The sequence below is a fragment of the Winogradskyella sp. A2 genome (genome assembly GCF_046762865.1).
Classification (GTDB): Bacteria; Bacteroidota; Bacteroidia; order Flavobacteriales; family Flavobacteriaceae; genus Winogradskyella.
This window is the reverse complement of record NZ_JBKQXM010000011.1, coordinates 1-12,083: the sequence shown is the minus strand read 5'-3', so window position 1 is coordinate 12,083 and position 12,083 is coordinate 1. Positions and strand designations below refer to the sequence as shown.

Annotated in this window: 13 protein-coding genes; 12 read left to right on the top strand and 1 reads right to left on the bottom strand. The window is 32.1% G+C overall.

Annotated elements, in window-relative coordinates; translation table 11 throughout:
• The first annotated feature begins 103 nt into the window (after window positions 1-103).
• The 6 genes from ACFWV9_RS15975 (at window position 104) to ACFWV9_RS15950 (ending at window position 5,381) form a co-directional block, all read left to right on the top strand.
• The gene (locus ACFWV9_RS15975) at window positions 104-853 is read left to right on the top strand and encodes a DUF2927 domain-containing protein (RefSeq protein ID WP_411896238.1); all 750 of its coding nucleotides are present in this window, start codon (window positions 104-106) and stop codon (window positions 851-853) included.
• Between the two features lie 170 nt (window positions 854-1,023).
• Window positions 1,024-1,563 carry a hypothetical protein gene (locus ACFWV9_RS15970; protein ID WP_411896237.1) on the top strand — a complete coding sequence of 180 codons (540 nt, stop codon included), beginning with the start codon at window positions 1,024-1,026 and terminating at the stop codon, window positions 1,561-1,563.
• A gap of 321 nt (window positions 1,564-1,884) precedes the next feature.
• A complete protein-coding gene (locus ACFWV9_RS15965; RefSeq protein ID WP_411896236.1) occupies window positions 1,885-2,193 on the top strand; it encodes a helix-turn-helix domain-containing protein in 309 nt (102 codons plus the stop codon).
• Window positions 2,194-2,195: 2 nt separating this feature from the next.
• Window positions 2,196-3,554, top strand: a complete 1,359-nt coding sequence (locus tag ACFWV9_RS15960) for a DNA cytosine methyltransferase (protein WP_411896235.1) — start codon at window positions 2,196-2,198, stop codon at window positions 3,552-3,554.
• Window positions 3,554-4,609 carry a hypothetical protein gene (locus ACFWV9_RS15955; RefSeq protein WP_411896234.1) on the top strand — a complete coding sequence of 352 codons (1,056 nt, stop codon included), beginning with the start codon at window positions 3,554-3,556 and terminating at the stop codon, window positions 4,607-4,609. Before ACFWV9_RS15960 ends, ACFWV9_RS15955 begins: the two co-directional genes overlap by 1 nt.
• Before the next feature lie 265 nt (window positions 4,610-4,874).
• Window positions 4,875-5,381, top strand: coding sequence for a hypothetical protein (locus tag ACFWV9_RS15950; RefSeq protein WP_411896233.1), 507 nt, complete (start codon window positions 4,875-4,877; stop codon window positions 5,379-5,381).
• A 224-nt stretch (window positions 5,382-5,605) separates the two neighbouring features.
• Here ACFWV9_RS15950 and ACFWV9_RS15945 read toward each other — a convergent pair whose 3' ends face one another.
• Window positions 5,606-6,907 (bottom strand): DUF6175 family protein, encoded by a 1,302-nt coding sequence (locus ACFWV9_RS15945; protein WP_411896232.1) that lies wholly within the window; start codon window positions 6,905-6,907, stop codon window positions 5,606-5,608.
• 268 nt (window positions 6,908-7,175) lie between these two features.
• Here ACFWV9_RS15945 and ACFWV9_RS15940 point away from each other — a divergent pair, with 268 nt between their 5' ends.
• From ACFWV9_RS15940 to ACFWV9_RS15915, 6 genes are all read left to right on the top strand, one after another.
• A complete protein-coding gene (locus tag ACFWV9_RS15940; protein WP_215968612.1) occupies window positions 7,176-7,409 on the top strand; it encodes a hypothetical protein in 234 nt (77 codons plus the stop codon).
• A 386-nt stretch (window positions 7,410-7,795) separates the two neighbouring features.
• Window positions 7,796-8,878, top strand: a complete 1,083-nt coding sequence (locus ACFWV9_RS15935; RefSeq protein WP_411896231.1) for a T9SS type A sorting domain-containing protein — start codon at window positions 7,796-7,798, stop codon at window positions 8,876-8,878.
• A gap of 150 nt (window positions 8,879-9,028) precedes the next feature.
• Window positions 9,029-9,721: a hypothetical protein gene (locus ACFWV9_RS15930; protein ID WP_411896230.1), complete on the top strand. Its 693-nt coding sequence runs from the start codon at window positions 9,029-9,031 to the stop codon at window positions 9,719-9,721.
• A 131-nt stretch (window positions 9,722-9,852) separates the two neighbouring features.
• Window positions 9,853-10,335: a hypothetical protein gene (locus ACFWV9_RS15925; RefSeq protein WP_411896229.1), complete on the top strand. Its 483-nt coding sequence runs from the start codon at window positions 9,853-9,855 to the stop codon at window positions 10,333-10,335.
• A gap of 169 nt (window positions 10,336-10,504) precedes the next feature.
• Window positions 10,505-11,002: a hypothetical protein gene (locus ACFWV9_RS15920; RefSeq protein ID WP_411896228.1), complete on the top strand. Its 498-nt coding sequence runs from the start codon at window positions 10,505-10,507 to the stop codon at window positions 11,000-11,002.
• Window positions 11,003-11,165: 163 nt separating this feature from the next.
• On the top strand, window positions 11,166-11,960 hold the full coding sequence (locus ACFWV9_RS15915; RefSeq protein ID WP_411896227.1) for a hypothetical protein: 795 nt from the start codon (window positions 11,166-11,168) through the stop codon (window positions 11,958-11,960).
• The last annotated feature ends 123 nt before the right edge of the window (window positions 11,961-12,083 follow it).

The window sequence follows — 12,083 nt, the reverse complement described above, 5'->3', positions numbered from 1 at the left end:
TTTTTGCTAAATTTATGGTTACGGCGGAATGATACTCGCGTACCATTCCGTAACGAAACCATAGCCAAAACCGTTGTAAAACATTTGAGAAACAAATTGCGCATTGAAGAAGAAAACTACACTTTTTATTAGCCTATTAATAATAATTGGAATTGCTGTTTATAGTTTAGTTGACTTTAACGAATATGAGTTTTCCGAATATGATATTGAATTGGTAGATTACTTCAATGAAGTTGCCTTAAATGCCGAATATGATGTAAGTCCTAATAGAATTACAAAATGGACTAAACCTATGAAACTTTTTATAATTAAGGAAAAAGAACTTAGTTACGAGGTTTCATTGATTAAAAATACCATTGAAAAAATCAATAATCTCGTTAAAGATGAATTTTACATCCAATTAATTGACGACCCTAAAAAGTGTAATGCAATTATTTTTCTCATGGAAAAAGAAAGATTAGAACCATTAATGCCTGACTTATTCGAGAATATCGAATATGATATTAATGGATTAGCAGATATTGGATTTGATTTAGAGACTTTCCATATTTTGGATGCAAGAATTTTTATTGATATTCTACAACCAAAGGAATCAATTGAAACAACTATTTTAGAGGAAATAACGCAAAGTATAGGTTTAATGAATGATTCCGAAAAATATCCTGATAGTGTTTTTTATGAGAATAAATTAGATAGCATTATTACAGTGGATTATTCCAAAATGGATATAGAAATTATTAAAATGCTCTATCATCCGAAAATGAAGCCTGGGCTTAACTATGACAAAGCTGAAAAAGTAATAAAGAAAATTTTAAAAGGCAAAAAAACGTTTTACAACACCGTGTATAATTAATGGCTGGTTCTCGCCTACTTACGAAAATTCCGCTGGAATTTTCTATCTGTGATTTGTTTGTTAACTTAGTTGCTTAACCACGCAACGAAATCATACACAAACACGTTAGCCGTCAGTTTGCAACAACTACAGAAATCTGAAACAAAATATTAATTTAACCGATAAAGTAAATGAGTGTTTTTAGTAAAATATTTAATGGTAGTGAAAAACCAAACTTGAATGCGTTGTTGGAGAATAAAAACTTCAAAAGATTTATTTCAAATGCCCAAGATATTTCAATTGGTTTTAGCGAAATAAATATATTCAAATTAGAAAATATTAAAAAAGAACAAATTGGATATAGCCTGACAAAAAACTGGAAATCGTTAATTGGAAAAAACAATGGAGATTGGAAAAAAAATTGGATTGTAATTGCAACTGATGACATGGATGACCCGATATTTGTCGATATTGAAAAACCAAATTTACCTGTTTATACTGCTGAGCATGGAAATGGAGAATGGGAAGAAATTAATATTGCAATTTCAATTGAAAATTTTGGTCAAATATTACATGATTTAAAAAATTTATCAATTGAAAGAGAAAATCCAAATAAAATTGACAAAAATCCAATTTCAGATACGGAATTGGATAGCTTTTTATCCAAAACTAAAAATGATAATAAAGGAATGAATATTGAATATTGGGAAACTTTCTTAGAAAATGATTAATAAAACCGAACGGCTAACACCGTGTATAATTCATTGCTAGTTATAGCCTACTTACGAAAGTCCTCGCGGACTTTCTATCTGTGATTTATTTGCTAACTTTAGAGCTTAAACACGCAACGAAATCATACACAAGACCGTTGTGTTTCATACTACCAGCCGCATATTTTAGCACTTTCGGTTTTTGCCAACGCTAAATTCCAGCGCACTAAAAACCAAAAGAGCTAAAATTTCCCAACGCTCGGAAAAATACAATCTGAATTTCTTGCTTTCCAAAATTTGACAAACTATATTTGACACTTATTGTCAAGTAATAATTTTCAAATGGAAACAATCGGACAAATTTTACGGAATAAAAGACAAGCTCTCGGACTTCTCTTAAGACAAGTTTCTGCTTATGTCGATATCGACCAAGCTATTTTGAGCAAAATCGAAAGAAACGAGAGGAAACCGACGAAAGAAATGTTGGTAAAACTTTCGGAAATTCTAAAACTTGATAAAGACGAACTTTTAGTGCAATTTATAAGCGACAAAATAGCTTATGAAATAGCAGACGAAGATTGTGCAAGTAAAGTGCTAAAAGTTGCAGAGAAAAAAATCAAATATTTAAAATCACATACAATTCAAAACTAACTATGCGAACATTAACAACTGATAAAGAAAATACTAGCGTAGTTGAAGAACCTCAATTAGCAGTAAAATTCTATCCTAAAACCGAAAAGAAAAAACACACTGGAAAATCTACCTTGAATATGCTTTCTTTGTTTTCTGGCTGTGGTGGAATGGATTTAGGTTTTGAGGGAGATTTTTCAGTTTTAAAATCATCTGTGAACGAGATTTTAAATCCCAATTTCATAAACAAAGAACTAGAAAACAACTTCGTTAATCTTTCAAAAACACGTTTTAAAACAGTTTTTGCAAACGATATTTTAAAGGACGCAAGAAATGCTTGGGTAAACCACTTTTCAAAAAGAGGACATAACGCAGAAGATTACCAAACAGACAGTATAGTCGATTTAGTAAAACTACACCAAAACGGAACAAAGGTTTTCCCGAAAAATATAGACATTGTAACTGGTGGATTTCCTTGTCAAGATTTTAGTGTTGCCGGAAAAAGAAACGGACTTAATTCACATAAAAACCATAAAGGAGAACTAAATACAGAAACTTGTGCAACAGAAGAAACTCGTGGTCAGCTTTATATGTGGATGAAACAAGTTATCGAAATAACTCAACCAAAAATTTTCATTGCAGAAAATGTAAAAGGTTTAGTAAATCTTTCAAACGTCAAGGACATTATTCAAAATGATTTCTCTTCTGCTGGAGATAATGGATATTTAGTTTTAAATCCTCGTGTTTTACACGCAGCAGATTATGGTGTTCCGCAATCAAGGGAACGAGTTTTCTTTATTGGTATAAAAAAATCTGCATTAAAAAAATCCGCTCTTGAACAATTAGAAAGAGAAGACATTTCGGATAAATACAATCCGTATCCTAGACCAACTCACGCATACACAACTGACGGAGAAGATTTAAAACGTCACGTAGATTTAAAAGAACTTTTTTCGGATTTAGAAGAGCCTGAAAAGTCAAAAGATTTATCTCAACAGTTTTACTCAAAGGCAAAATTTATGGGTAAACATTGTCAAGGCCAAATAGAAATAAAACCAGATGGTATCAGCCCTACAATTCGAGCAGAACATCACGGAAACATAGAGTTTAGAAGATTATCGAAAAAAAACGGTGGAATTTTAACAGACGAACTTTCTAAAGGATTAAAGGAAAGGCGTTTAACACCTAGAGAATGTGCACTAATACAAACTTTTCCACCTGATTATGAATTTGTAATACCAAACAAAAACGGTCGTAAAGGTTCCTATTTAGTAAGTCCATCAAAAGCTTATAAAGTAATTGGTAATGCGGTTCCACCACTACTCGCTTACAATTTAGCAAAGAGAATAGAAGATGTTTGGGATTTATATTTTAGAAAATAATGGTAGTATCAGTTAATTCAGAACCACATAAAAGCGAGTTCAACGCTTTATTAACTTCTACAATTGAAGAATTAAATATTCACGCAAAGAAATCACCTAAAAAGATTGAACAATTAAGAGGGAACAAACTTGAACCCTATGTTAGAGATGTAATGACTGATTTAGCTGTTGGTTCACAATTTGAAAATTCAATTGAATTAATTGGAGGACAAAAGTTTCCAGACATTGTTGCGAAAAAATTTTATGGAATAGAAGTTAAAACTACAACTCAAAACCATTGGAAAACAACAGGAAATAGTGTTTTAGAATCTACAAGAGTAGATGATGTCGAGCGAATTTTTATGCTTTTCGGTAAACTTGGAAAACCAATTGAATTTAGGTGTCGAGCTTATGAAGAATGTTTATCAGAGGTGGTTGTTACACATTCGCCAAGGTATTTAATCGATATGAACTTGGAAGAGGGAAAAACCATTTTTGACAAAATCAATACACCTTACGATACTTTGCGTCAAAAGAAAAATCCGATTAAACCAATTACGGACTACTACAAAAGCAAGTTGAAACCTGGTCAAGATTTGTGGTGGATTCAAGACACAGAACAAGCAAGTAATCTTGTTATAAATATTTGGAACAACTTAAGCTTAAAAGAAAAGCAAGAGATTAAAAACAGAGCAATGGTTTATTTCCCAGAGGTTTTTAGTAATCGTGGAGATAAATTTGCTCGACTTGCGATATGGCTTGTAACACGAGAAGCTGTTGTTTGTCCGAATGTAAGAGATTTATTTACTGCTGGCGGAAAAGCAGATTATTTGATTAAAAACAAAACGTATAAAAACATTCCTAGAGTATTTATAAAATTGTTTGATAATATAGATTCTGTTTTGGAAATTTTGATTAACACTTCAGCAATTGAACTAACAGAATATTGGAATGAAAAAACGACCGAAAAGAAAAAAATTATGGATTGGATTGAGTTGGTTGGAGTGAACTCAAAGTCAGTTCAAGGAGCAAAACATTTAGACATTAAACAAATGTTAACGGAATTAATACTCTAACGGATTTGCCAACGCTAAAAGCCATACACATTTGCAATTCGCTACAGCCAACACACAAGCCCAAAATTGCAAAAGAGTATGTCTTTGCCAACGCTAGCAAGTTTGCGGAAAAAAGTACGAAAACACAACAACGTATATAAAAAATAGCGGTTTTGGTGCTTAAACAAAAGATAAATAATAAAATAAAGGTAAGTGATAAACCGAAATATTAGTGCTTAAAATCCGCTACTTTTCATATACAAGACCGTTGTACGCAAGCTGAAAAATGGAACGTATAGGAAAAATAAATAACAGAGATGTATTCTACATTTCGACAAAAGACAACTCGAATTGGTTGGATTTTCTTCCGACTGAAAAATGGGTTGTTTTTACCATTGCGGACAAGGAAAACAGAGAAATACTTCACGAAAGTACTACTCGAATATTAGATAAAAACGTGACTTATACTTGTAGCGCAGGAGAACTTGCAGGATTGACTGAACAATATTTTGACGAGGAAATTGGTTGGCGTGGAGTTCAATTTGAGGAGAAAACTGGAAAGGAATATGACTATGAACAATCGCCAATGACAACTATGCACCAAAATTTTAGTGAAGGATTTTGGTTTTCAGGGTTTTGTGCATTTGATGGGGAAAAGGAAATTGATAAAATTGTATGCGTTGACTTTACAACTCGAAAAGTAAAAAAACATCTGACTGAATTGGTTGAAAAAATAAATAATGGTTGGTTACCAAACGACGAAGAAATTGAAATGGCGGAATATGATAACTGATAAAAAAAGCTAGCGTACAACAATGTATAACCGCAATTACGGCGGATTCGACTACGTCCGAATCCACTCGGAATTGCGAGCGTCAGTGCTTAATCGAAAAACAGTAACTTAAAACCCGTAACTGACGGTTATACGAGACCGTTGTGTGTAATTATAAAAAACACGAATAATCATAATTATAAACTTAAAAAATAATTTAAGTTTATAACCTCATTTATTGTAAATTATTTATTCCCTAAAATAATAGTTGCCTCACCTAAACCTTTACTCGTAATTTTGTTACTAATATAATATGGTTTATTTTTCAATATCTCACTTAATCCTTTTAAAAATGTACGTGCATCAATACTTCTTCCATTTTCATTCCAAATGGGTATTCTGACTTGTTCAAATATCGCCATATTTTCAGATATTTCTGTAGTGTTAAAACTTCCTTTGACTGTATTATTTACTAACCAATCTTCTATAATAAAACCTAATTCTTGACCATTAAATTCTTTTTCCAAATCTCCTTCCCAATCTTCCCATTTTTTTATTCTAATAATAGTTTCTCTTCCATTTGTATAAATGTCATCAAAATGAGATTGAAGTCCATTAACAAAACTATCAACGTGACTCAATACGGCTTCATTCAATAATATAGCGGTTTCAGCCGAAAAAGAAGGCATTCCTGTTCCTGATGCAGTTGCTATTTGTTTATCAGTATAAGAATCTAAGCCTTGCAGATTAAAAGTCACAGATTTCTTTCCTTTTGACTCATATACACTCCAAGTCATCTGTATTATAATATCCGCTTTAGCAACGTTCTTCAATATATCAATTTGGTTTTCTGCCAAGCTACTATTAGTTTGTTTTGATTTACGATTTTCATCTATTTTTTTGTTGAATTCAATAGTTTTAATAACCGATTCCATGTTTTTTAACGGAAATCCTCTATCACTCATTAATCCATTTATTTTGCTAATTACTTGAAGTAATTCTACGTTTTCTTGAAACGCTCTTTTGTAATCAGGAGCTTGAACAATTGCTCCATTATTACTATTATTAATCACATATCCATTTTTAAAGCACCATGCATCACTTGGCACAACCATTAATGTTGGTTTTTTTGCTTTTGTACTATTCCTATTGACCTTGATTGGTTCATTAGGAGCAGTAATTTTGGAACTTTTAATAATTATTAAATTAGTTATTAGAATAATAACAGCAATAGATAACGCACCTATAATAACTCTATTTAGTCTTTGACCCTCTTTTACAGATACCTCTTCACTAATCCCTGAATTATCATCGATTTTTACGAAGTCTGATTTTAAACTTATTTTCCAATACAGAATCAAATAAATAGGAAATCCTATACCTAAAACAAAAAATACAATCCTTAAAGCATAAGACGGAAATTCAAAAGTTTCAAATAAAGTTGAAGATACTTGAATGATTAACCAAGATACTGAGAGATAAGCTAAACCTGCTTTTACAATTCGGTTTTGCTTTAATTTTTTGGCCTTCTTACTTAATTCATTCATAAGGTAATTCAGAATATTTAATGCAATATAATTATAAATGCTAGAGGAGCAATTATACCATTTTCAAAATTTTAGAATATAATATTTCAAAAAAACTACACACAACAACGTGTATAATTAATTGCTTTGGTCGTTGCTTATTTGGAAAATTCCTTCGGAATTTTCTCGCGTTCGTTTTTGTTTACTAAATTAGTTGCTCAAACACGCAACTAACCATACACAAACACGTTGCCATTCATTGGCGGAACGCACTCAAATATTGAAAATTATGAACAAGAAAACAAAAGTTAGAATTTTATGGTACTTGTCTTTTTTGATTATTTTCTTAATCGTTTGGACAATTTTGCACTTTACATTTAGAAATTTAGAAAGTCCGTATAAAGGTATGATTAGCGGTGGAATTGCTGGTTTGCTTTCACCAAGAATAACGGAATATGAAACTCAATCTGGGAAACAAACCCAATTGAAATGGATTTTTATGAAAAAAGTAATTACAATATGAAATCTGAATTGTTTGCGGAATTTAGCAAGTTGCGGAATTGCTCACTCAATCGGAATTGAAAAATATTGCGGAACAATACGCTGACTGAATTCACTCAAATGTAGAAAAACAAAAAACAGAATTAAGCCGAATAATTATAAATCTAATAAAAACAACGAAATGGCAACACCGTATATAATTAATGGCTGGTTTTAGCTTACTTACGAAAATCCTCGCGGATTTTCTATTCGGTTTTTGTTTGCTAAATTCCGTGCTAAATCACGCCACTAATCATATACAAACACGTTGGCATTCATTATGATCAACTTTTTGCAGAATTACCTACTATTGGTTATTGAATTAAATTTTAAAGACTTATAATATTGAATTTAACTTAAAAATAAATTATGAAAACAAAATTACTTTTTACCCTTTTAATTACTTCCTTTTATCTACAAGCTCAAGTAACTGATTTCGTTACTGGTCTAACCAATGAACCCAATAGACTGATAATAGATAATGATGTTATTTATGTAATAGGTGTTTCCGCACCAGGAGAAATAATTGAAATTGATTTAGCAAATTCAACCCCAAGTGGTAATGTAATTTTTACTACACCTAACGGATTCGGAATTGGAGGAATATTCAAAGACGGTGACATTATCTATATTTCTAGATATGATGATTCTACAGGAGTAAGTTCATTAATCAGTTTTAATATTAATACACCTAGCTCTACAACTACAATAGTTTCTAATTTAGGTTTTGTATCTACAATTGAGAAAATTAATAATGACCTTTATTTCACAGATGAAGATTTAACAAATGGGGGAACAGAATTAAAAAAAGTAGATATTTCAAATCCAATTATAGAGACTGTTGTAAGTGGCTTAACTAACCCTCAAGATATGGAATACAATGGAAATGACTTATATATTGGCGATAGAGATGCTGGAGGTGGAACAGGTATTATTTATTCCGTTGATATATCTGCAGGTACACCAACACTTAATTCATTCATATCTAATGTCAATGCCAGAGGTGTTTATGTTTATAACGACTTCCTTTATTTCTCTGATAGTGGTAACATTAAGAAAGCACCTTTTTCAAATCCATCTAATATAACAACCGAAGCTATTGATAATGATGGAAATCCCGAATTTTTAAGAGATGTTGTAATATCGGGTACAAACTTATATATGCCACAAGAAACTAGTGGAAAGATTGTAACAAAAGAAGATTTGACACTATCAATAAATAATTTTAACAGTCAACTTCTAAATTTATCTATTTATAACAATCAGAATGAAGTCTATATTAATGGCTTAAGTAATGAAAATCGTAACGTTAAAATATTTAGTTTAACTGGCTCAAAGGTTCTAGAAAGAATTTCAAATTCAAATAATAATTCGATTGATATAAGTAATCTAACAAACGGAATATATTTATTGAATATTGACAACATAAAGACTTTTAAATTCGTAAAATAACGAAATGCCAACAATGGCTATAAGTAATTGCTTGTTCTCGCCTACTTCTGAAAATCCTCGCGGATTTTCAGTTTGGTGTGTACTTGCAAAATTAAGTGCTAAACCACGCAACTACTCATAGCCGAGACCGTTGGCGGCTATTAAGAAACAATGAGATTCTTTAATCATTACATTTTCGTATTATTCATTCTCACATCTTGTATACAAACTCAAGACAGAGGAACCGTAGCTCAAAAGCAATCAGACATTAATTCCGACACGGGCATCCATCTCACGGAGAGCGATGGAAATTTTGGTGGTATCCGTATTCTTAATACTGGTCCCAGAGGAGGAGCCTATCAAAGTTCCAATGGAGACAATTTCAGGTATACAGTATTCAGAGTCGAGATTCTCAATGACACGATCATTCCAATAAAATTAGATATCAATTTCCCTAATAGTCCAATAGGGCTTTTACCAGATTCGACCGTTGTTTTTGAGGTCTTTTTAATACCTGACAAGTTCACTCCCGATACAATACAGAACGTCTTCAATTATGGAGCTAGACTTGAAGATCTGTTTGAATCAGGGCATAATTACCAGTTTGATCTATCAACATCCATTCAGCCAAATGAACAGCGAACCCTTTATGTAGGAATTCTCTTAAAGAGCAAAATAATTGATGGTACAACCAGGGCAAAGTTATTTGTTGAGGGTCAAGACCAAGATGCACCATTTTTCAAGGTTGCGTCCAAGAATGAATATAAACTCAATAACAGTCCCATAAATTTGTTTTACGGTGTAAGCGTTTCTGCACCAAAATATCAAACATTGATCCCTTGCGGACAAATTAGAATTGAGTAAAAGTAGACCGATTTACAAATACGGTAATGCAATAGATAAAATGAAAAACAGCCGCCAACAATGTATATGAAATCATAGCTCCCATTCGGTCGCTATACTTCATATACTAACCGTTGGCAATAATGTCGGAAATGCGAAATAGAATCATAATTATAGTTTATTTAATTGCCTTTCCAATTTTTGGACAGAATATGGATTTACCTAAAGACTTAACTGAATTCTTAAAATCAAAATCGGAATTGAATTACAACCACAAATCTGTCGAACCAGATTTTGTTGGAATAATTGACTTTGACAAATTGGAACTCGGAAAAGTATGGATTGAGGGAAATGTTAGTGGAAAATCTTATTACGAAATTCCTGCAATTAATCTGACTGACGAGTGTGAACATTATGACCCTGAATACATCCTACTCTACTTGCCGAATGAAAAACTGTACGGAACTTGGGATTCTGACCATTGGAAACTTTATGTTTTCCCGAACACTAATTGGACTGACATAACCAAAAATCCAGCGGAATTTATAAACCAACAATGGAATCCGAAAAAAGAAATCGGAATCGAATTTGACCCGAAAACGAATTATAAAATGATAAATGGATGGCCATTTTGACCGAAAATAAAAACACTATTGCCAACAACGTGTATAATTCATTACGGCGGAATTTCCTATCGGAAATTCCATTTGTGTTTGCTATCTTTCGGTCTACGTCGGAATGACACTCGCGTGCCATTCCGTAACGAAATCATACACAAAACCGTTGTGCACAAGTTGACCAAAAATGAGACTAACCGAATTATTTCTGATTTTATTAATATCCAAATTGACTTTTGGACAGGAGAAATATGTCGGAATTTACAAAGACCGATTTTCGGAAAGTATCGAATTAAAAGCTGACTCAACTTTTATTCACAATTGGAGGTTTGACCTGTCTGCGAGTTGGACAACTGGAAAATGGCGTGTGAAAAATGACACAATCTATCTGAAAACCGAATTAGTAATGGACACTTTGCAAATAAGAGATTCGGAAAATAATATTATTCGCGATTCTCTGGTTATTTCATCTGACCAAAAAATTGACCGAATTGAACTAAATGAACTTATAATATCATCCATATCAAGCGGTGGACAAAATCGATATGAACCACCAACTAAAATTTATTGGAAAAGAAACAAACTCTATCGAATTAATGAAAATGGAACTCTTGACCAACGAAAAGTAAAAGCATTTTGGACTGACAAAAAGTATAAAACATATTTCCGAAAAGAAACTGAATGAAAAAAAACCTGTGCACAACAATGTATAACCGCAATTACGGCGGATTCGACTACGTCCGAATCCACTCGGAATTGCTAACGTCTGTGCTTAACCGAAAATAATCGCTAATTTAACCCGTAACTGACGGTTATACGAGACCGTTAGGTGCAATGTCAAAAACCCAATGAGAAAATTAAACTTACTTATAACTTTATTATTCATTTTGAGCTCATGCGGTTCAAATCAAAAAACAGTAAGTGCAGTTGAGATTAATGAAACTAATGACATTGGATCAATTGATTTAGGAAAACAAGGTTTACGGTTAAAAATTGGACCGACTTGGTATGAAAATGAATCTGAAATTCACTTTGTATTTGGTGTTTCAGAAAAAACAGCTAAAAATTATATAACTGAACTGCATTTTAATTTTGGTGGAAATATAGAATGCCAGAATAAATCACTTTCTGCAATATTTGACTTTAAAAATTCAAATGATTTAATTCTTTCCGATTCTATCAACAGATTATTGCCTACTACCAAGGAAATCATCCAAAGAAAACAAGATAATTCAAGTGTAGAATTTGACTTCAAAAACCCAAGTCCTGGAATATTAGTTTTTGCGATAGAAAAAGTAAACTTAAAGCCGAACAGGAAACAAAACAATATTCGGTTAAAAATTAAATCTGAATGTAGTGAATACTTAAACCTTCCAATTTTTCTATCCAAATATGACGTTCCAAATGTTGACGAACTAATAGACAGATATATCCAAAACACACTGAATGAATTATCAGAAAGTGAATTAAAAAACATAAAAGCCATTTTTTCACATAATCAAATTCATAAAACAGAAAACTTTTTGATTGATATGGTTGACCAAAGAAATATGCAGATTATGACTTATAATTCAGAAACAAAAGAATTTATTCTGTCTGACTTTGAAAAAAAATTGATTCGAAAAATAAAACACAGCACCTAACAACGGCTATAATTCATTACGGCTGAAATTCCTAATCGGAATTTCAAGCCTTTTTGCTAAATTTATGGTTACGGCGGAATGATACTCGCGTACCATTCCGTAACGAAACCATAGCCAAAACCG

Bases quoted from the DNA above. Each gene is read 5' to 3' on its own strand.
- ACFWV9_RS15970 (WP_411896237.1), top strand. From the start codon at position 1,024: ATGAGTGTTTTTAGTAAAATATTTAATGGTAGTGAAAAACCAAACTTG.
- ACFWV9_RS15965 (WP_411896236.1), top strand. From the start codon at position 1,885: ATGGAAACAATCGGACAAATTTTACGGAATAAAAGACAAGCTCTCGGA.
- ACFWV9_RS15960 (WP_411896235.1), top strand. From the start codon at position 2,196: ATGCGAACATTAACAACTGATAAAGAAAATACTAGCGTAGTTGAAGAA.
- ACFWV9_RS15955 (WP_411896234.1), top strand. From the start codon at position 3,554: ATGGTAGTATCAGTTAATTCAGAACCACATAAAAGCGAGTTCAACGCT.
- ACFWV9_RS15950 (WP_411896233.1), top strand. From the start codon at position 4,875: ATGGAACGTATAGGAAAAATAAATAACAGAGATGTATTCTACATTTCG.
- ACFWV9_RS15945 (WP_411896232.1), bottom strand. From the start codon at position 6,907: ATGAATGAATTAAGTAAGAAGGCCAAAAAATTAAAGCAAAACCGAATT.
- ACFWV9_RS15940 (WP_215968612.1), top strand. From the start codon at position 7,176: ATGAACAAGAAAACAAAAGTTAGAATTTTATGGTACTTGTCTTTTTTG.
- ACFWV9_RS15935 (WP_411896231.1), top strand. From the start codon at position 7,796: ATGAAAACAAAATTACTTTTTACCCTTTTAATTACTTCCTTTTATCTA.
- ACFWV9_RS15930 (WP_411896230.1), top strand. From the start codon at position 9,029: ATGAGATTCTTTAATCATTACATTTTCGTATTATTCATTCTCACATCT.
- ACFWV9_RS15925 (WP_411896229.1), top strand. From the start codon at position 9,853: ATGCGAAATAGAATCATAATTATAGTTTATTTAATTGCCTTTCCAATT.
- ACFWV9_RS15920 (WP_411896228.1), top strand. From the start codon at position 10,505: ATGAGACTAACCGAATTATTTCTGATTTTATTAATATCCAAATTGACT.
- ACFWV9_RS15915 (WP_411896227.1), top strand. From the start codon at position 11,166: ATGAGAAAATTAAACTTACTTATAACTTTATTATTCATTTTGAGCTCA.